The sequence below is a fragment of the Vibrio sp. 3-2(1) genome, assembly GCF_963887575.1.
GTDB classification, from domain to species: domain Bacteria; phylum Pseudomonadota; class Gammaproteobacteria; order Enterobacterales; family Vibrionaceae; genus Vibrio; species Vibrio anguillarum.
This window is the reverse complement of the sequence record NZ_CAWPGB010000033.1, coordinates 114,617-134,520: the sequence shown is the minus strand read 5'-3', so window position 1 is coordinate 134,520 and position 19,904 is coordinate 114,617. Positions and strand designations below refer to the sequence as shown.

Genomic DNA, 19,904 nt, shown 5'->3' with positions numbered 1-19,904 from the left:
ACTACACCGCTAAGGTAGGTGGGATAAAGACTTGTGCTTCCAGACCACCATGAGCTGGATTGCGTAAAATGAGATCTCCGCCGTGTCCATGTAAAATACTTCGGCATATTCCAAGGCCAAGACCGTGGCCTTGGTCATCATCGGCAAGGCGAAAATAGGGCTCAAAGACCGCTTCTAATTTATCTATCGGGATCCCCGGGCCTTGGTCTTGAATGGTGATAACCACCCACTCTGGATTTTCTTCCAACTTCACCCACACTTGCTGACCATACTTCACGCCATTGCCAATCAAGTTTGTCAATACTCGTTGAATAGCTAGAGGCTTAGCGATTATCGGTTCAAGCTGTGTAGGCGAAAAATGGACCACTTGGCGAGTTAAGTTGTACCCTTCAGCAATCATCTGAATCATCTCATTGAGATCAATACTGCTGTTATTTTCGTGTAAATCGGTATCTCGCACGCACTGCAATGCCCCTTTAACCATCATCTCTAGCTCATCGAGATCGCGGTTAAATTTTTCGCGCTTAACATCGCTTTCGAGCAATTCAGCCCTTAGGCGTAAGCGGGTGATGGGTGTTTTTAAATCATGAGAGATGGCAGAAAACAGATGCTCTCTATCGGCCACGTAACGTCGAATTCGTTGCTGCATACGATTGAATGCGCGGGTCGCCGTGATCAATTCTGTCGCCCCCTCTTCACGCAAGGGACGCTGGGCAATATCCATACTCATCTCATTCGCCGCTTTGGCTAAATTTCTCAGTGGCCGAACTTGGCGGCGCATAAGCAAGTAGGTCAACGCTAACAAAATAGTGGTGGAAAAAAAGAGAAATAAGATCTGCTCTTTTCTTAATAGAGTGTCATCCAGTTTCACGTATGGGGCGGGAAGTAGCGCCGCCACGTAAACCCATTCATGGCTTGATAGTTCGATTTGTACCACCAGCACTGGCGGGTTTAGCGGTTCAAGTGTGAGTGTATGGTAGGCCCACGACTTAGGTAAGTCGCTGAGAAAAATATCGTTTTTTAGTAACCGCAAATGTTCTGGTTTGGTAAATTCAACTTGAATACTCTCAACGTTATTGAGCTTTTGTTGCAACACTTCCCTCACTGCATCGACTGAAGCTCGCTTGAGCGGCGTATCGATAATCGGCTCCACAGTCAATGGCTCTTTATTGAATGAGACAAAAAAACGGGTTCCCCCCATATTGCGAATTTGATCCAGCACGATATGCCGATATTTGACGGGCAGTGATTGAAAAAAGGTCACGGTGGAAGCAAACATACCTGCCATGCTAGAAGAAACGGAACTGATCCCTTCCAACTCTTTTTGTTTAGATTGGCTGTACCAAATCGCCGTTGCAATGCCCTGCGCTATCACCACCGCCAACAAAGTCAGCAGCAGTGTTCGTGAGACAAGAGAGTTGGGTTTTAAGCGTGAAAAGAGACGTCTTAGCGTCATTTTTAATGGCCGTAACTGACCGGAACGGCCAGAATATAGCCGTTGCCACGCATAGTTTTAATGTAGTGAGGATATTTTGCACTATCACCCAATCGCTGACGTAAACGGCTAAGTTGCACGTCGATACCTCGCTCAAAAGGGAGCGCTTCACGTCCACGAGTAGCAAATGAGATGGTATCGCGATCAAGCACTTCCTTAGGCCGGGTTAAAAACAGCATCAGTAGTGCAAAATCACTGCCCGACAAGTCATGCTCATCGGCACGCTCTAGATGTGTAATTCGGTGTGACAAGGTATCGAGCTGCCAATCACCAAACGTAATTTGTTTGGGCAACGCATCGGTTGTTTTTTCATCATTGACTTGTACCCGGCGCAGCAAAGCCTTGATGCGCGCCATTAACTGACGCGGGTTAAAAGGTTTCGCCACATAATCATCCGCGCCAATTTCTAAACCAATGATTTGGTCAGTTTCATCAGAAACCGCGGTCAACATAATGATAGGAACGTTCGAATGACGACGGATTTTTTGGCATAAAGTAAAACCATCGTCTCCGGGCATCATCACATCCAACAAAATAAGATCGGGATAACTGTTGCGTTCCAAATAGGCTAATAGCTCGATGCCATCCGCGGTGGTGACGATATCAAAACCAGACTTCGTCAAGTACTCATCTAATAATTGCCGAATCTCTTCGTCATCATCCACGACTAGAATGCGCGTTCTTGCCTGCATGTCCACTATCCATATTTTCAACTGATCGGCCTAGTGTAGCTATAGGTCATTTTTTTGATTATTGATATTTATGTAAAGTTTGAATTCTGTCTAGATAGAGATCACAAAATGCGTTACTTATGAGGAACAACTGATTTCCATTTTTTTCCCCCATTCAGGAGGAAGCTGGGCAAAATGACTCTTTTCTGGCTGCTCAGCATAAGGGTTGGCTAACAATTGTGCTAATTGGTGCACTTGTTGGTAATCACCCTGTTCTGCTTTATCGATCGCTTGTTGAGCCAAATAATTACGCAAAATATATTTCGGATTCACTTTTCTCATCTCTGCGCAGCGCTGCTCAATCGAAATCGCGTTCCCCGAACTGTCGATTTCTCGCTCACAACGAGCCAGATACTGTTCAAGCCAAGACTGAGCGGCAGCGCGGTCAATGAAGAGATTCAATACAGGTTGCTTTCCTTCTCGATCAAAGTTGGATAGTTGCCGGAAAAAGCGAGTGTAATCGGTGTGATTTTTGGTTAATAACTCAAACATTTGCTCAAACAACACCGAATCACCGGGCAGAGAGGTCAACAACCCCAATTTACGACGCATTTGCTGGCTAAAATAACGGCCGAGCTGCGCTTCAAACTGAGCGAGTGCCTCTTCCAGATCGCTTCTTTCCACTAACGGTGACAATGCATGCGCTAAAGCGGACAGGTTCCACAACGCCACACGCGGCTGCTGATCAAACGCGTAGCGGCCTTGATAATCGGAGTGATTGCCAATATAAGTCGGTTCATAATCGTCGAGAAAAGCAAAAGGACCGTAGTCAAAGGTTTGACCGAGGATAGACATGTTGTCGGTATTCATCACACCATGGGCAAATCCAACCGCTTGCCAATCGGCAATCATCTTAGCAGTACGCTCAACAATGTGACTAAACATGGCCGCATAAGGTTTTTCTTGTGTAAGGCAATCAGGGTAATGCCACTCAATCACTTTATCAGCCAGTTGCTTTTGCTCTGCTAATTGGTTGGTATAGAAAAAATGTTCAAAATGGCCAAAGCGAATATGGCTCTGCGCTACACGTACCAGCAGCGCACCTCGCTCTTGTTTTTCTCGATAAACGGGCGTATCACTGCTCATCATCGCCAACGCTCTTGTGGTCGCAATCCCAAGACCCGCCATCGCCTCACTACACAAGTATTCGCGAATAGTGGAGCGCAGTACGGCGCGGCCATCCCCCATACGCGAATAAGGCGTAAGCCCTGCACCTTTCAAATGCAGATCATACACTTCACCCGTTTTACTCTCGATTTCGGCCAACAGTAACCCACGGCCATCACCTAAATCAGGGTTATAAATACCAAATTGATGGCCCGCGTATTTCATCGCTAATGGCTTAAATTGCGTGGGAATAACTTGGCCAGACAGGCTGTGCAGTAGCTCATCATTAGGTTGTGTTGGTAAAGACAAATCGCCAGCCAGTGAGGCATTCCAAGCAACCCAACGCACATTGTCTAAAGGCGCTGGGTTCACTTGAGAATAAAAAACCGAGGGTAATTCACCATAGCGAGTGTGCAGTGTTACTTGATCCCAAATCGACATGCGAAGTCCTCATAATATGGTTTTGGTTAGACTTTTGCACGTTAGCAAATACTTGAGCTCTAGACTAGGGTATTATTAGGCAAAGTTGTCACCTATTACAGGTCACATTCAAGGTGAAGTCGATGTTATCCATTTTTGATATTTTTAAAATTGGTGTGGGCCCTTCTAGCTCACACACCAATGGGCCAATGATTGCGGGCTATCAATTTAGCCAAATCATTGCTGATTTAACGCAAGTGGCAAGAGTGCAGATTGACCTTTACGGTTCATTATCACTTACAGGACGTGGCCACCACACTGATCGCGCCGTGATATTAGGTCTGCTGGGCAATAAGCCTGACACCATCAAAATCACCAGCGCCAATCAAGCGCTAGCGCATGCTATTGAACACGGTGAGCTTAATTTAGCGGGAAAAAAGCTCATTCCATTCCAGCTAAAAACTGACCTCCTCTTCCAAAATACTAATCTTCCCTTACATGAAAATGGTATGACGATTACCGCTTTTGGAGCGCAAGGAGAAACGTTAGCCTTTGAAACTTACTACTCGGTGGGAGGCGGTTTTGTTGCTACCGCCAAAGAGTTGGAACACGGTAGTGCAAATGCACCCGTGGAGGTCGAATTTCCTTTTACTTCTGCTGATGAATTACTCTTTAAAGCCGAAAAACATGGCTTAAGTTTAGGCAGTCTCGTTTTGCGCAATGAAATAGCATTTCATGACCTTGAAACGATTAACCACAAAGCCGATCAAATCTGGAAAGTGATGTCGCTCTGCATGCAGCGCGGCTTTGAAACGGAAGGCATTCTCGAAGGTGGGTTGCATGTCACGCGCCGCGCACCAGCACTGCTCAAAAAGCTGGAAGCTAACGCGGCGATTGAAAGTGACCCAATGGAGATCATGGACTGGATTAACCTGTTTGCTTTCGCGGTCAGTGAAGAAAATGCAGCGGGAGGGCAAGTGGTCACCTCACCAACCAATGGCGCGGCAGGAGTGATACCCGCCGTATTAATGTATTACCACCGCTTTATCCGAGAGCTTGACACTAAGCAGTTGAAAGATTTCCTCGCCGTGGCTGGCGCTATTGGTATTTTATACAAAACCAATGCTTCTATTTCGGGGGCCGAAGTAGGCTGTCAAGGGGAGATTGGAGTCTCTTCCTCAATGGCGGCGGCAGGGTTGACCGCGCTAAGAGGTGGCAGCAACGAACAAATTTGCATGGCGGCTGAAATTGCCATGGAGCATTCATTGGGTATGACATGCGACCCAATGGGTGGCTTAGTTCAAGTCCCTTGCATCGAACGCAATGCAATGGGAGCCGTGAAAGCGATTAACGCTTCACGCATGGCCCTAAAACGGACCAGCAAATGCTTAATTTCTCTAGATAAAGTGATTGAGACCATGTACCAGACGGGGAAAGATATGAATCGGAAATATCGTGAAACCTCGTTAGGCGGCTTAGCGTTAATCCACCTATCACCACCTTGTGAATAGTAATACCGTTCCATCCTCATCAAGCCCTGTGTGAATACAGGGCTTGTTTAAGCGGTAAATTCAGGAATGCGTAACTCTTGGTTCTGAGTAATCGCTTCTCGCTGCACAATCCACTGAAAGCTGAGCGACAACACACAAATCTCAACCGCACAAACCACTAACCAGACGAGTGACAATAGTAATGTCAATGGCAGAAAATGCAGATTAAACAAAGGCTGTAGTAGTGCGTTGATAAGCATGGGGATCACACCTATCAGCACAAATAGTGCTTTGGCATGAGGCTTTGACATTTGCCACGCGACACTCAAACCTCTAGGTTGATGATCTAGTGCTGTTGCTGGCAAAACTAATGACCAGCGGGAGATAAACCAGCCAATAGGCAGCATTGCGGCATAGGTACAAAGCTGGATTAACCACATTGGCATAGTCACTATATTTGCCAGCGAGCCAATGATAAACATGGGTATGATTAAAATGGCAAACAGCATAGCGCCTAAAGCAGCCCACCATCCAATAAAGCGCAATTCACGCGAACTTAAATAAAAAATCGTGCTCAAACGGCAAGATTTTTCACCCAGCAGAACCAAACGATGCAAGCGCACTGTCGCCATCGCCGCCGTTATCGTATAAAGCACATAAACAATCACATTCGTTAATGTGAACAACCGTTGTGGATCATCAAAGTCAACAACACCAATCGTGAAATAGAGATTCACCACCAAAAAAGGTGAAGATTGCAGCATGAGAGTCAGCCAATTTTTTTGGACTAATTTTAACGCACTCACCACAGTATACTGAATCGGTAGCTGCTGATATTCCATGAATCTATTCCCTGACAAATAAGTAAGGTTAATATATCGAAAATAGATCCCACTTGTTCTAAAAGCTCTGTGATGCCAATCCAACTCCCTGCACTCATTGATAACAATCTTATTGGTATCTCAGAATAGCGACTCGGCAACGAGGCGCTATTCTGAATAAAGAGACAAGCGCTGACACTGAGGTATCTCACCGCATTTGAAGAGTTCATGCTAGAATGCGCCGAATTTGCGATGAGTTGCACTCAAAGTATTAGGGCGTAGCGCCTTACGATGAGAAAGCCATCGCTTGCTAACTGTTTTGACTTTTTAACTCTGAGAGCCCGCATGCCATTTTCCAACCTAGGATTGAGCGATCCAATCTTAAAAGCCGTTCACGAACTCGGCTATTCTGCCCCAACACCGATTCAAGAACAGGCAATCCCAGCCATTTTGACGGGTAAAAATGTCATTGCGGCAGCGCAAACCGGCACGGGTAAAACCGCTAGCTTTGTACTGCCCATTTTGCAGATGCTTAGTCAAGGAACAACTCAGCGCGCCAAACGTGTTCGCGCATTAATTTTAGCGCCCACGCGCGAACTGGCTCTGCAAGTGGAAGAGAACGTCACTCAATACGCAAAGTATCTGCCCTTAACCTGCCTTGCGATGTACGGCGGTGTCGATTCGCAAAAACAAAAACAACGCTTGATTGAAGGGGTGGATATTTTGATCGCCACGCCGGGGCGCTTGCTTGATATGTATGGCCAACGCGCCGTTCATTTTGATGAGCTTGAAGTGTTGGTGATGGATGAAGCTGACCGCATGCTCGACATGGGTTTCATTGAAGACATCAATAAAATTGTTGATCGCCTGCCACTAAACCGTCAGAACTTGCTGTTTTCGGCGACCCTTTCTCGCCCAGTGCGCGAGTTGGCCAAATCAGCCATTAATGATCCGATTGAAATTGATGTCGCTGGTTACAACCGCACGCCAAATCAAATTGAGCAGTGGATTATCACTGTCGATAAAGATCAAAAATCTGCACTACTGAGCCATTTGATTACTGAAAACCAATGGCAACAGGCGATGATTTTCATCGAAACCAAACACGGTGCGGCAAAGCTGGCGAGCCAACTGGAAAAGCGGGGCATTGCGGCAGAGGCGTTTCACAGTGGCCGTAGCCAAGAAGTTCGTGAAAAATTATTAGCCGATTTCAAAGCAGGTAAACTGCAATTTTTGATTGCAACGGGCGTTGCCGCGCGCGGTATTGATATTGACAACTTAGAAAGAGTGGTGAATTACGACTTGCCTTATCCTGCGGAGAACTACATTCACCGTATTGGACGAACAGGTCGTGCTGGTGCAACCGGCGAAGCAATTTCTCTCGTATCACGCGATGATTTTAAAAACTTGTGCATGATTGAAAGCCGCTTAGGACATTTGCTTGTGCGTAAAGAAATTGAAGGTTTCACACCGAAAAAAGACGTGCCTATTTCCATTTTAAATTACCACTTGAAAAAACGTGATAACGAGCACTCAAGTGCACCGCGTCGTAGCCCTCGCCCTAAACAAGAAAAACGCTCATAAGCATAATGCTTCTTTACAAATCCCACCGCCCGGTGGGATTTTGTTGACTAAACCATTCCCGCATCACACTTTTACGCCTTCTTTCTCTCTACGCCCCAAAATCACTACCCAAGGATGATTCTGTCTTCATCAACTTCTATTAGCCTGCAACTCATCTCCTATTTCTCGCATCCCATCATCGCTTAGGTTGACACGTTATGGCTTACAACAAATACACTATCTATCAAGTTTTCACGCGCTTATTCGGTAATACAAACTGTTGCTACACACCTTGGGCAACGAAAGAACAAAATGGCGTCGGTAAATTAAGTGACTTCACTGACGATGTACTCAATGCAATTCATCAACTTGGGATCACTCATATTTGGTATACCGGTGTTTTACATCACGCACTGGTGGGTGATTACCGTGCATGGGGAATAGAGAATGATCACCCAAGTGTTGTCAAAGGTAGAGCGGGCTCGCCTTACGCCATTAAAGACTACTATTCGATAAACCCTGATTTAGCCGACGACCCAGCTCAGCGTAATCACGAATTTGAAGCCTTGATTAAGCGTACACACCAAGCGGGCATGAAAGTCATCATCGACATTGTCCCTAACCACGTGGCGCGCCAATATCAAGGGCTCAATAACCCTGTCGGAGTCAATGATTTTGGTGAAAATGATGATACCAGTGTGCAATACGCCAGGGACAATAACTTCTATTACCTACCCGACACCTCCTTTAAACTGCCAGATATTCCCACCTCATTGCTACCGTTGGGCGGTGAATGCCACCCAGATTTAGCCACCCCGTTTTACGAACACCCCGCAAAATGGACAGGCAATGGATCTCGTTTGGCCAAGCCGAACATCGATGATTGGTATGAAACCGTCAAAATAAACTACGGCATCAAACCGGATGGAAGCAAAGATTTTACCGAACTTCCGCAGCAATACCGTTTTCTATCTCACCTTGAACACGCCGTTTTCTGGCAAGACAAAAGTGTCCCGGATTCATGGCGTAAATTTCGAGATATCGCTCTTTATTGGATCGATAAAGGCGTGGATGGCTTTCGTTATGATATGGCCGAAATGGTACCGATTGAATTTTGGAGCTATCTCAACTCGGCAATTAAACTACACAACCCCGATGCTTTTTTAATGGCAGAGGTGTATCAGCCAAATTTATACCGCGATTACATCCAGATCGGGAAAATGGACTATCTGTACGACAAAGTCGACCTTTACGATAGTCTCAAAGCTATCATGCAAGGACACGGCTCTACCAAAGAGATTGGTCGTATTGAATATCAACTGCGCGACATTGAGCATCACATGCTGCATTTCTTAGAAAACCATGACGAGCAGAGAATTGCCTCACCTGAATTTGCAGGGGAAGCACATAAAGCACGCCCAGCCATGTTGATTTCAGCCTGTTTATCCAGCTCACCAACCTTGCTTTATTTTGGGCAAGAAGTGGGCGAACCTGGAGCGGAACATGCCGGCTTTGGCCAGCCTTCTCGCACCTCTATTTTTGACTATATCGGTGTTCCACAACACCAAAAATGGATGAATAACGGCGCATTTGATGGTGGCCAATTAAACGAGAGCGAGAAGCAGCTGCGCCATTTCTACTCAACATTACTGAATTTAGTCAAACAGAGCCCCGCACTGACCGGTGAATATCATGATCTGTACGCCGCCAATGTTGAACACTTCTCCGACCAACAAGATGGCTTATTTGCCTTTGCTCGCTCTAACCCGTCACAAAAGCTGATCATCGCAGCGAACTTCAGTGCCACAAGTGGCAAAACCGTAAAACTGCATTTACCTAAAGCATTGACCACTTATTGGCAGTTAACCTGTGGTGAGCACACTCTATTCGACCCGCTAAATCAACAAACGCTGACGCTCTTCGTCAACGAACAAGAGAGCTATGTGATGATCGACTTCACCCCACTTTCGACCCATTTCATGGTTCTCAATAATATTTAAACCTCAAAGAGAGTCATTGGTCTTCTTTCAATACAGCAAGCCAGCATCTTCATCGTGCTGGCTTGTTTTGCTAAAGGCTATAAGGTTAAGGCTTGCTTTAAGTGACTTTCATTAACACGGGCTCTTGATCAGATTCCCGCTCATGCTGATTGGGCAAAATGCCTAAAGTATGTAAAAAGGTTTTGAGCATGATGGCGTAAATGAACATCATAGGAAGGCCTGCGACCACACAAAGCGACTTAATGGTTTCAATCCCTCCCCCAGCCAAAAATACACTTAAACTGATCAGCCCAATCGCACAGGCCCAAAGCAATTTTACTCGGTTATCGGGATCACCATTCAAAGCCAATTCATTGGTGGTGAGCATCGCCGTCGCAACACTCGCACTGGACATAGTGGTCAGCATCAATAAAAACTGAATGAGCAGAAATAGCCCAAGCACCCCATTTCCCCCAGGCAAGGTTTTTATCAATGAAACCACTGCGTAGGTTAAGCCACCTTCTGCCATCCAGCCCTGAACGGGTAGACCGCCCAGCATTTGAGCCCACACCGCATAGCCACCAAAAATGGAGATAAAAAATGCGCAGCCCAAAGCGCCCATAGAGATGGTGTACAAAACCACTTCACGAATCGTTCGTCCACGAGAAATTCGCGTGATGAATAGGCCCATCATAATCAAGTACGCGTAATACCAAAACCAATAGTACTGAGTCCAGCCTTGTGCAAAACCACTTTGCTGAACAGGGTCTGTCCACAATGACATTCTAAAGAAATTATCCAACATCACGCCCAGTGAGTCAGTGAAACTATTAAGAATGAAAGAAGGTTGAGTCGCCAATAATACAAACAGGGCAAACAACACCGCCATGCTGACTGTCCAGTTAGAAATCATGTTGATGCCTTGATTAAAACCAACCCCCATCACAACCACTAACGCAGCCACAAAAAGCACAATAATTGTGCCTTGTAAGCCAAGACTATTCTCAATCTGTAACAGCTCTGCCACACCGGCGCTAACCAAGGTCACAGTTAAGGCTAGCGAGCTAGCAAACGCGGCCAACGTACCAAAAATCGACAATAGATCGATACTTTTTGCCACCAAAGGATGGTCACCCACTACCGAAGAACACAAACTGGAAACTTTTAACGTGCGTTTTTTTTGTACATAAAATGCGTAAGCAAACGGAATCGCTGGAAAGCAGTAAATCGCCCAGCCTGTAATGCCCCAATGAAAAATAGAGTAAGTAACGGCCCATGCCGCAGCAGGATAACTATTAGGCTCAGCAAATAACGGCGGTGATTGTAAGTAATACATCGGTTCACCTATCGCCCAGTAAATGAGTGACGCCCCGACGCCAGCGGTAAAAATCATCCCGCCGTAAGAAAAATTACTGTATTCGGTTTTTTCTTCACCTAAACGAATGCGGCCGTATTTCGAACACGCCAGCCACAGTAAAAAAACCACTAACGCCAAACTTGTCATCTGTACTAACCAGCCAAACCAGTGGCTCACCCAGCCCATAGCTTGCGCCGCCATCGCTTGAGAGGTGGCTGGATAAAGCGCAGATACCGTTAACAAAACAAGCACTAACGCAATCGCAGGAAAAGCCAATCCATAATTAAGATTTTTCAAAACTGCGCCTCCATTCATAAAGTGCTTGAATATGGCGAGGGGTGATGCCGCAACATCCGCCGATCACGGTTGCACCGAGGGCATACCACTGCTTGGCAAATGCGAGATAATCTTCTGCACTAAACTCACGCATGGCTTGTACGGTTTCGTTAGCGGCGTGATCCGATTTAATCGGCGTAAAACTGTTTGCATAAACGCCGATTTCAATCTTTTGCGCTCGGCCTTCCAACACCATTTTCGCCTGTTGAATGGCATCAGCCATCACCTCGGGTATTGAGCAGTTAAAGAAAATACCCGCCCCACCCGCAGAATAGATTTGTTCTGTGGCTTCAGACACTGACTGCCCAGAACGCAATTGTGCGATATTAGAGTCATCTTTCAGAGTCAGTGCGTAATAGCAAGGCTTGGTTGATGAGGCAAACACCGATTGGATCATGCTCAACTCTTCTAAACTGGCAATCGTCTCCGCTAACCAGACGTCCACATAAGGATCTTGTGCTTGATACAAAGTGAGTGAAATCGCTCGCGCGACTTCGGCTTGAAAGAGATCAGGCCGATAGCTTCCCATAGCCGGTGGCATAGAACCCGCCACTAAAATCGGACGTTCTGACTGTTGTGCTACTTCCGCAGCAATCTGCGCGGCTAAGTTCGCTAACCTTGCACCATCGGTTTGATATAGTGACTCGCCCAAGTGAAAAGGGACACACGCATAGCTATTCACCGTGATGATGTCGGCACCGCTATCAATAAATCCTTGGTGAGCTAAACGAACATGTTGTGGAGATTCAATCAGCGCTTGCGCGCTCCAAAGTGGCTGAGAAAAAGGAGCGCCAATTCTTTTTAATTCACGCCCCATGCCACCATCAAGAAGGGTTAATTTGCTCATAATATCGTATCCATAATGCTTTATTGGTCAGTGCCATTGAAGCATACTGTGAGCAAGATCATAGTGAATAACATTGAAGTGCAATATGAATTTCATTCAAGTAAGTGACTTGATTTATCTATTCTTTTTCGCAAGGTCACTATCTGTTGTTCATGCTGTCATTCGTGCTGTCATTCTTAGAAAACATGGGGCTTGGTCATTTCACAACAAATACTCAACGCATCATAAACAACTCTTCATGGAACTGAGTTTCAACGTCTACATGGTAAGGCTTCAACGCCTGTTTTAAAGTCCGTGAAAACGCAACAGGGCCACAAAAGAAAAACTCAAAACCACTTAAATCACCACACTGGCGAGCAATAGTCTCGGCAGACAAATGCGGCGCAATGCTTGAATCAATCACTGTGAGGGAGACACCTGCACGCAATGCTTTCTGCTTAAGCTCATCACACAGGGCTTGCTCTGCATGATGGCAGCAGAAGAACAGATAAGTAGCCGGATGCGCTTTTACCGTGTGTAAATAATCTAACCCAGCCATAAATGGAGCGATGCCGACACCTCCACCAATCCAGACTTGTGGCCTATCACTATAAAACTCAAATCGTCCATATGGACCTTCGACCTCAATCGGCTCACCCACGGTAATTCTCTTATAAAGGCCTGTGGTAAAATCGCCGAGCTCTTTGATCAAAAATCGCAGCTCATTAGCCTCATTGTACGAAGCAATAGTAAACGGATGCGGCTCTTCGCCAACAAAACTCAAATAGGCAAACTGCCCTGCTTTATGCCCGGGCCAAGGTTTCTCCATCTTAATTCTTAAATCTAACGTTTGGCTCGCTGCGCAGTAGTGGCATGCGCTAATCTTCGCTGAATAACGTGCATTTCGGCCCACAAATCCAAACAAACTGTAGATTGCTGCCGCGGAGCCAAGCGCAATAAACATCAACACTAACCAATAAATCGGCCAGCCCCAATACGCCTTTTTCAACAATAATACCGAATGCCCAGCCAGCAAAAGGTACACCACCGCCATCAAACGGTGCGATAAGCGAAACGGTTTGTATTTAATGGTTAGCCACAGTGATACACCCACCAGCAGCAATAATGAGTAGAACCCCCATTCGCCAATAGCTAACCCAATCGGGCGCATCTCTTTTACCCAAAGCGCAAAACCCGACAAGTTCCCCTGTGGGCCCGAGCCATTGAGCCGATTAGGTTTAGTCAGGAGATCAAGTGCGATCATCCATTTCGGTATCTGGTAACAAAGCCAGTGAAATAAACCAAGCAACGTGGCCGAAATGCCCAGCCATTTGTGTATCCGATAGCCTTTATCGATTCCTTGTGTCCACTGCTCAACAAGGGGCAAACGAAGCGCCAGCACCATAGCCAATGACATCGCCACAATGGCCAAAATGCCTGACCACTGGATAAAAGCCGATCGCCACTTGAAGAGGTTTTCAGACACCAAAAGCGTTGGCTCGGCTTGCATCCATAATACCGAGACAACCACCATCACAATCAATACCGTTTTGCTTACTCTGCTCATCACAATAACCACTTAAATAGAAAGGTTATCTAAGAGTAACAAGCACAACGTAAAGTAGATGAAGTAACAAGTAAATCTGTGTAAAGACGACAATCCAAGCTCTTTAAGCGCTATGTCCTTTTTATTGAACGCAGAAAAATCTGACCAATCAAACAACGCTGATCTTCCGCACGATAATCTTAGGGAGGGTCACTGAATTCTGTTAGAATGCGGCCCCTTCAACTAGCGTGTTAAGAGATGATCATTCGTGATGCCACGTTGTTTGAATAAAAAACCAACGAAAACCATACACCCCTGCTGGCCTCGGTTAGTGAACTACTTAGGAACTCGTTATGATGACTGAAGAAGAAAGAATTGAATTACAAAGAAATAACCCATTACACGGTCTTAAGTTAGAAACATTACTGCAAGAACTAGTGGATTTTTACGGTTGGGATATTCTCGATACGGCAATGCGTTTTAACTGCTTCCATACCAACCCATCGGTTGCCAGCAGCGTGAAATATCTCAATAAAACCGATTGGGCGAGAGAGAAAGTAGAAAACTTCTACCTATATCGCTTTAAACGTATGCCACGCGCTTCAGCTGAAGAATATGATCTGCCACCGCGCGCGCGCACTTTCCCACATGGCCTCAAACCTAAAGAGCCAATGGAGCTGACGGTTGATTCCATTTTAAACTCACAGGCTAAAGCGGCTTCTGCCCATAAAGAGCGTTCCGCACGTAACCGTTCGTTTCGTCGTTAAAGAACGATAAGTCAGTGATCGGCTCACGACACAACAAATCGGTTGAGCACAAAATGAATGTTGGTGTAAGAGAACCTTGCACCAACATTTTCCATCACAACATTTCAGCGTGAACCTTAATTATAAATAGGTTGCCATAAGCAGACTTTCTGCTGCTTACGTTGGTCATACAGCCATGTATATTGGCAATGATTATCGTAACTATATCGCCCAGTCTGAACCTTATATGGCCCAAAACTCACACCTTGTAAAGATTGAAAACGCCCTTGATAAAGCAATGAGAAGTGCAAGTGAGGACCGGTGGACGATCCACCTTCACACAAAGCAATGGAGCGCTGGTTAGCATAAACACCCAACTTACTGTCTTTCGTCACCCACTGATTATTCGCGACTTGGATTCCGTCCATATGGTAATAGTTCGTCGCCCAACCGTTTGGATGCGTCACGCGCAGTTGGCACCGAGACATCACCGACACGTAGCCATCATGCGCGGCCGTTACACTGTAAGTTGGCGCGCCCCAAGCTGGCCAATCGTAAGAAACGTCGATCGAAGAAAGCGGAAAGCCTGAACCACTGTGCGCATGCGTACCGTTAGGTATCCACTGATACCCTTTGCGCCATGGCCACTGCATAAACCCCTCACTAGGCGAAGCAATGAGGTTCCCCATACGCATAGGAGCTGGTGTGTTTTGTGGTTCGCTGAAAGCACCAAACCAAAGCTCATATTGCGATTTCCATAATGCCCAATCATCCACCCGATTCAATTGCTGCATGACCGCTAACGTCGCAGCATTGTATTGAAGAGCCGATGAACTTTCTTGATAGTGATAGAAACGCTGAGACAGTTGATTCGCAATATCTTTGATCTGCCGCTGTCTATCGTCCAAGCTTTGCTCCGAAGCACTCTCTTGTTCTAATAACGCTAAAGTGGTCAATAACACTCGAGGATCAACCCCCGTTGCCCCAGCCCAATGGCTAACTGACTCGACAAGCTCAAGCCAATTTGGCTGATGGGTACCAATAAAATCTTCAATATTGAAAGGACGTTGATGAGGTCGAAAAACAAACTCATCATCGCTAATCAGAGAAAATGGCAGTTGGCTCTCTGCAAGCTGCGCTTCGTTAAGCCGTGGAGTATCGACATCAGGATACAACTGATGGCTTACCACCATTGGGCTAAAACAGATAAACCATGTCACTAAAGAAGATTTGGTTAGATTCATTACACACCCTCCATATGAATTAAATTTCACATAGAGTGTGGCACAAAATATTCGTGGGATAGCTAAGAAGGTGCGTTTTGCGAAGCCAGTGGGAGCAAGATGTAATAAGATGAAAGCGATGAAATTATCAACACTCTGCACAAAAGTATCATCGGAGTAAAAAACCGAACGGATGAACATGAAAAACAAAAGCCCCGACAACTTTTTGAGTTATCGGGGCTTTCTTGAATAAATGGCACGCCCTGTAGGATTCGAACCTACGACCACATCCTTAGAAGGGACGTGCTCTATCCAGCTGAGCTAAGGGCGCGCTACAGGGACAGGATTATACGAGTTGAACTCCGTAAATCAATCGCTTTCTCTAACATTCTGTTTCAAATGCCTAAAAAACTGCCATTCGCTAACCATGTGACGAAAAACAGAACAAAGCAAACGTTTGCTTATAGATGTTACTTTAAATATCTGCGACAATGCGCCCAAAAATATTTGCGACCAATGTGTAAGGAAAGCCATGACTGCTCAAAATATTGATGGGACACTCATCTCCCAGACGGTTCGATCTGAAGTAGCGGCGCGGGTAAAAGCTCGCACTCAAGTGGGTCTTCGAGCTCCGGGGCTAGCGGTGGTGCTGGTGGGAGAAGATCCTGCGTCACAAGTGTATGTCGGCAGCAAACGTCGTGCTTGTGAAGAAGTAGGTTTTGTTTCTAAATCCTATGATCTTCCGGCCACTGCAGGTGAAGAGGAGCTACTGGCGTTAATCGATAAGCTCAATGCCGACCCTGAAATTGACGGCATTTTAGTGCAACTGCCCTTACCTGCTGGGATTGACACAACCCATGTGCTTGAACGCATTGTTCCTGAAAAAGATGTCGATGGTTTTCACCCTTACAATGTGGGCCGTTTAGCCCAACGCATTCCTAAACTGCGCTCTTGCACGCCCAAAGGGATCATCACTTTGCTTGAGCGCTATAACGTTCAACTGCGTGGTAAGCATGCGGTGATTGTGGGCGCATCCAATATTGTCGGCCGACCAATGACGTTAGAGTTGCTACTGGCTGGTTGCACCACAACCACATGCCACCGCTTCACTAAAGATTTAGAGCACCATGTTCGCCAAGCTGATTTATTGGTGGTAGCCGTTGGTAAACCCAATTTTATTCCCGGCGCATGGATTAAAGAAGGTGCCGTAGTGATTGATGTGGGCATCAACCGCTTGGAGTCAGGCAAACTGATTGGCGATGTCGAGTACGATGTAGCGCGCACCAAAGCAAGCTTGATCACCCCCGTTCCGGGTGGTGTCGGGCCAATGACGGTGGCCAGTTTGATTGAAAACACCCTGTTGGCGTGCGAGCAATTTCACCCCAATAACTGATCTTGTTATTGATTATTGCTAGTGGTTATTGATAGCTATGATCAGCGAGCCAAAAAGAACCCCAGCATTGCGCTGGGGTTCTTGCGTTATAAACCAACTTAGCCTTTATTGGGCATTATTCATTTGCGTCAGTTTGTTGCCTATTGGCGTAGAGAAATTGTAGCCGTCGTGTTCGTCCCAGTTAATAGACCATGTCATCACACCACCGTAGTTAGGGTAGTTGAAACTCGGTTTCACCGTCGCGCAAGAGGTTCCCTTGGTTAAGCAGTCCAACGCATCAAGAATGTTTTGCGTGGGCGCTTGCCCAGAGTTGGCAGAGCTCGGGCCAGAAGGCAAACCGATTGCAACTTGATCGTCACGCAGTGGTTCAAAGCGTGAACCATCGGCCAAATCAAACCCTTCTAACAGCATTTTTGATTGGGCGACCATCATATCCACCGAACCTTCAGGAGCTGCACCCGGTAGATAAGGGTTTGGTAACCCACCGTTGTTATAAAGCTGAACATGAAGTAGATCGAGCGTGTCACGAACCTCATTGATGATAGGAATATACGCTCCCCAAATGCCGCTATAAGCCACCATTCCTCCTTGAACATAAGGATGTTCTGGTGCCATGGTCAGGTACATATCACCGCCGATGTTGGCTTCAATTTGCTTTAATGCTCGGCCTAGGCGCGCTTGAATTTGCGAGCCATGCATTAAGTTAGAACCACTTTCTAAATCAACATCCAAGCCATCAAAACCCCACTCTTTGATCAACGCCGTCAAACTATCAACAAAGTGCGCTTCATCACTGTCAGTATTGAGAGTAATGTTGCCTTCAGCGCCACCAAGTGACAAAACAAAAACTTTGCCTTTGGCTTGCAAGGCCGCCATATCTTGCTTGAACTGGGTAGCATCTAAGGCGGGACAGCTACTATGCGCATCGCCTGAGAAAAGATTGAAATGCACGGTTCCATTACTGTTGCGGTCATTATCGGCAAATGCAATATCGATCACATCCCACGCATCAGACATATCAGCGAGACGCATTGGGCAGCCAGCAGCATTGACAAAATTATGCCAGTAACCGATCAATTTGTGCTTTTTCTGTGTCTGTTCAACCACCTTCACGGCAGCTGCGTCTGACAATACACTACTACCTGCATCATAAGCTTGCGCAGCCACTGTGTATTCGCCGATAGCCGTAGGTGTCCAAGTGTAGGCATAAGGCGCACTGGTATCAGTTGCGACCACCGCTCCATTCACTAAGAAATCGACTTTAGAAACAGCACCAGTGAGTGACGTCGCATTGGCAGCAATATTGACTGGTTTACCCAAACCGACGGTTTGCCCTGACGTTGGCGATGTTAACGACACCACTAACGCTTGATCGCTCACTGAAACGTTAATCTGACTTTCAGCGCTATTATTGTCATTATCGGTTGCGATGGCTTTGAGTGTGGTACTTCCGACCTTGCTCGCAACCCACTCAACCGAATAAGGCGCTTGGTTTACTACGCCAAGGCTCGTGCCATCAGCAAGAAATTCCACTTGTACTACACTGCCATCGACATCATTAGCTTGTGCACTGAGCAGGATGGTAGAACCAGCCAGAATCACTTCATTGTCAACAGGGCTTGTCAATGAAACGGTAGGTGGCGTGGCGCACGCGCCCATTCCTGTCCACGCTTCTTGCCAATAACTTCCTTTGCCCGGCTCATAGGCCCACGCTGAGCTGGAAGAGCACCAACCTGCGATATCACAACGGAACTTTTGATTATTGTTTTGCACCAGTTCGCCTGCAGCGTAACTGCTACCCGCCACATAGGTTGCTAAACCTGCACAACCACCACTTGAGCCTCCAGATACAACTAAGGCGACCTCTTGGCTATGAGTCGTTTGGTTACCATTATCCGTCGCTTTGGCTTTAAAGGTGTGAGAGCCTGAGACAGCAGTCCAATCGTGGACATAAGGTTCTGAAGTATCTGAAGCGATGAGTTGTCCATCCACATAAAAATCAACTTGCGTGACGGTTCCATCCGAATCGGTGGCATTAGCGCTTAGCGTCAATGAGTCACCAGCCGCTAGCTGCTCAGCACCTGTTGGGCTGGTTAAGGAGATGGACGGAGGCACTAAACCACCAACAGGCGTAACCGAGATGGTTGACGCGGTTGACGTAGTCGCACCCTGATTATCAGTGGCAATTGCAGTCACTTGGGTTGCGCCTAAAGCGGCAGTCCAATCGGTTTGGAAAGGCGCTTGTGTGATGACGGCGATCGATACGCCATCAATCAAAAATTCAACCTGTGCCACGCTACCATCGCTATCAGACGCCGTGGCTTGCAGCGTGATTAAGCTGCCTTGTGGGATTTGTGCATTATTGGCAGGAGAAACGAGATTTAGCGTGGGTGGAACATTGCCACCACCGCTGTCACACTGCCCGAGTGATAGCCAAAATGCCCAGGGGCCGTTATTGCTTGCAGGATCATTTCCCTGCGTCCAATAGTTAGCTTGATAGGCTGCGTTAGATTGCGTCACTTTATCGCCGGACGTATAAATGGCGGCCGTATCCCAAGAGCCCAAGCCATCACAGTTATAGGCTTGAGCTTGGTAGCTTATCCCTAACGTTGTAATAATGGCGGCTCTGAGTAGATAAGAACTCATTGTTCTCTCCTTTGCTTATGAATAATTAACCCGTTCCCAAGTAACTTGACGTGGTGGCCTGCAATACGCGAGATAAAGACAAGGCAACATCAAGTAGGCAGGGTATATAACTAATAAGCTAGAGGACGAGAATTGCACTCTAAATAACTGATAATTTTAATTATCTCAACTCAAAATCACGGCATGATTTCAACATCAACACCGCTTGCAAATCTTTTTCGGCGG

Annotated in this window: 14 protein-coding genes and 1 tRNA gene; 5 read left to right on the top strand and 10 right to left on the bottom strand. The window is 46.5% G+C overall.

Annotation, left to right across the window (positions count from 1 at the left end):
- Position 1: 1 nt before the first annotated feature.
- From AACQ79_RS11675 to AACQ79_RS11665, 3 genes are all read right to left on the bottom strand, one after another.
- Positions 2 to 1,456 (bottom strand): ATP-binding protein, encoded by a 1,455-nt coding sequence (locus AACQ79_RS11675; RefSeq protein ID WP_170899127.1) that lies wholly within the window; start codon positions 1,454 to 1,456, stop codon positions 2 to 4.
- Positions 1,457 to 1,458: 2 nt separating this feature from the next.
- The gene (locus AACQ79_RS11670) at positions 1,459 to 2,187 is read right to left on the bottom strand and encodes a response regulator (RefSeq protein WP_026028047.1); all 729 of its coding nucleotides are present in this window, start codon (positions 2,185 to 2,187) and stop codon (positions 1,459 to 1,461) included.
- 117 nt (positions 2,188 to 2,304) lie between these two features.
- A complete protein-coding gene (locus tag AACQ79_RS11665) occupies positions 2,305 to 3,774 on the bottom strand; it encodes a protein adenylyltransferase SelO family protein (protein ID WP_170899126.1) in 1,470 nt (489 codons plus the stop codon).
- A 122-nt stretch (positions 3,775 to 3,896) separates the two neighbouring features.
- Between AACQ79_RS11665 and AACQ79_RS11660 the strand changes: the two genes are divergently transcribed.
- Complete coding sequence (locus AACQ79_RS11660) at positions 3,897 to 5,264, top strand: L-serine ammonia-lyase (RefSeq protein ID WP_029189727.1); 1,368 nt, start codon at positions 3,897 to 3,899, stop codon at positions 5,262 to 5,264.
- A gap of 47 nt (positions 5,265 to 5,311) precedes the next feature.
- Here the strand turns inward: AACQ79_RS11660 and AACQ79_RS11655 are convergent, their stop codons facing one another.
- The gene (locus AACQ79_RS11655) at positions 5,312 to 6,085 is read right to left on the bottom strand and encodes a hypothetical protein (RefSeq protein WP_170899125.1); all 774 of its coding nucleotides are present in this window, start codon (positions 6,083 to 6,085) and stop codon (positions 5,312 to 5,314) included.
- 324 nt (positions 6,086 to 6,409) lie between these two features.
- Here AACQ79_RS11655 and AACQ79_RS11650 point away from each other — a divergent pair, with 324 nt between their 5' ends.
- On the top strand, positions 6,410 to 7,648 hold the full coding sequence (locus tag AACQ79_RS11650) for a DEAD/DEAH box helicase (RefSeq protein WP_026028635.1): 1,239 nt from the start codon (positions 6,410 to 6,412) through the stop codon (positions 7,646 to 7,648).
- A gap of 197 nt (positions 7,649 to 7,845) precedes the next feature.
- Positions 7,846 to 9,627, top strand: coding sequence for an alpha-amylase family protein (locus tag AACQ79_RS11645; protein ID WP_170899124.1), 1,782 nt, complete (start codon positions 7,846 to 7,848; stop codon positions 9,625 to 9,627).
- A gap of 97 nt (positions 9,628 to 9,724) precedes the next feature.
- On the opposite strand, the gene AACQ79_RS11640 is transcribed toward AACQ79_RS11645, so the two are convergent.
- The 3 genes from AACQ79_RS11640 to AACQ79_RS11630 form a co-directional block, all read right to left on the bottom strand.
- Positions 9,725 to 11,260, bottom strand: coding sequence for a BCCT family transporter (locus AACQ79_RS11640; RefSeq protein ID WP_170899123.1), 1,536 nt, complete (start codon positions 11,258 to 11,260; stop codon positions 9,725 to 9,727).
- Positions 11,247 to 12,146 (bottom strand): homocysteine S-methyltransferase family protein, encoded by a 900-nt coding sequence (locus tag AACQ79_RS11635; protein WP_017050201.1) that lies wholly within the window; start codon positions 12,144 to 12,146, stop codon positions 11,247 to 11,249. The genes AACQ79_RS11640 and AACQ79_RS11635 overlap by 14 nt, the downstream gene beginning before the upstream one ends.
- 214 nt (positions 12,147 to 12,360) lie before the next feature.
- Positions 12,361 to 13,692: a ferredoxin reductase family protein gene (locus tag AACQ79_RS11630; protein WP_170899122.1), complete on the bottom strand. Its 1,332-nt coding sequence runs from the start codon at positions 13,690 to 13,692 to the stop codon at positions 12,361 to 12,363.
- 332 nt (positions 13,693 to 14,024) lie between these two features.
- Here AACQ79_RS11630 and AACQ79_RS11625 point away from each other — a divergent pair, with 332 nt between their 5' ends.
- On the top strand, positions 14,025 to 14,438 hold the full coding sequence (locus AACQ79_RS11625) for a VF530 family protein (RefSeq protein ID WP_013857204.1): 414 nt from the start codon (positions 14,025 to 14,027) through the stop codon (positions 14,436 to 14,438).
- A 116-nt stretch (positions 14,439 to 14,554) separates the two neighbouring features.
- Here AACQ79_RS11625 and AACQ79_RS11620 read toward each other — a convergent pair whose 3' ends face one another.
- Positions 14,555 to 15,661: a M23 family metallopeptidase gene (locus AACQ79_RS11620; RefSeq protein WP_017050203.1), complete on the bottom strand. Its 1,107-nt coding sequence runs from the start codon at positions 15,659 to 15,661 to the stop codon at positions 14,555 to 14,557.
- Between the two features lie 233 nt (positions 15,662 to 15,894).
- Positions 15,895 to 15,971 (bottom strand) — tRNA-Arg (locus tag AACQ79_RS11615).
- Positions 15,972 to 16,172: 201 nt separating this feature from the next.
- Here AACQ79_RS11615 and folD point away from each other — a divergent pair.
- Positions 16,173 to 17,033, top strand: a complete 861-nt coding sequence (gene folD, locus AACQ79_RS11610) for a bifunctional methylenetetrahydrofolate dehydrogenase/methenyltetrahydrofolate cyclohydrolase FolD (RefSeq protein WP_010317168.1) — start codon at positions 16,173 to 16,175, stop codon at positions 17,031 to 17,033.
- Between the two features lie 105 nt (positions 17,034 to 17,138).
- Here the strand turns inward: folD and AACQ79_RS11605 are convergent, their stop codons facing one another.
- A complete protein-coding gene (locus AACQ79_RS11605) occupies positions 17,139 to 19,679 on the bottom strand; it encodes an Ig-like domain-containing protein (protein WP_170899121.1) in 2,541 nt (846 codons plus the stop codon).
- Between the last annotated feature and the right edge of the window lie 225 nt (positions 19,680 to 19,904).

What these genes read in the sequence shown, in the direction of transcription:
- AACQ79_RS11660 (WP_029189727.1), top strand. Translation starts at nt 3,897, where the DNA reads ATGTTATCCATTTTTGATATTTTTAAAATTGGTGTGGGCCCTTCTAGC.
- folD (WP_010317168.1), top strand. Translation starts at nt 16,173, where the DNA reads ATGACTGCTCAAAATATTGATGGGACACTCATCTCCCAGACGGTTCGA.
- AACQ79_RS11665 (WP_170899126.1), bottom strand. Translation starts at nt 3,774, where the DNA reads ATGTCGATTTGGGATCAAGTAACACTGCACACTCGCTATGGTGAATTA.
- AACQ79_RS11625 (WP_013857204.1), top strand. Translation starts at nt 14,025, where the DNA reads ATGATGACTGAAGAAGAAAGAATTGAATTACAAAGAAATAACCCATTA.
- AACQ79_RS11675 (WP_170899127.1), bottom strand. Translation starts at nt 1,456, where the DNA reads ATGACGCTAAGACGTCTCTTTTCACGCTTAAAACCCAACTCTCTTGTC.
- AACQ79_RS11650 (WP_026028635.1), top strand. Translation starts at nt 6,410, where the DNA reads ATGCCATTTTCCAACCTAGGATTGAGCGATCCAATCTTAAAAGCCGTT.
- AACQ79_RS11670 (WP_026028047.1), bottom strand. Translation starts at nt 2,187, where the DNA reads ATGCAGGCAAGAACGCGCATTCTAGTCGTGGATGATGACGAAGAGATT.
- AACQ79_RS11620 (WP_017050203.1), bottom strand. Translation starts at nt 15,661, where the DNA reads ATGAATCTAACCAAATCTTCTTTAGTGACATGGTTTATCTGTTTTAGC.
- AACQ79_RS11630 (WP_170899122.1), bottom strand. Translation starts at nt 13,692, where the DNA reads ATGAGCAGAGTAAGCAAAACGGTATTGATTGTGATGGTGGTTGTCTCG.
- AACQ79_RS11635 (WP_017050201.1), bottom strand. Translation starts at nt 12,146, where the DNA reads ATGAGCAAATTAACCCTTCTTGATGGTGGCATGGGGCGTGAATTAAAA.
- AACQ79_RS11605 (WP_170899121.1), bottom strand. Translation starts at nt 19,679, where the DNA reads ATGAGTTCTTATCTACTCAGAGCCGCCATTATTACAACGTTAGGGATA.
- AACQ79_RS11655 (WP_170899125.1), bottom strand. Translation starts at nt 6,085, where the DNA reads ATGGAATATCAGCAGCTACCGATTCAGTATACTGTGGTGAGTGCGTTA.
- AACQ79_RS11645 (WP_170899124.1), top strand. Translation starts at nt 7,846, where the DNA reads ATGGCTTACAACAAATACACTATCTATCAAGTTTTCACGCGCTTATTC.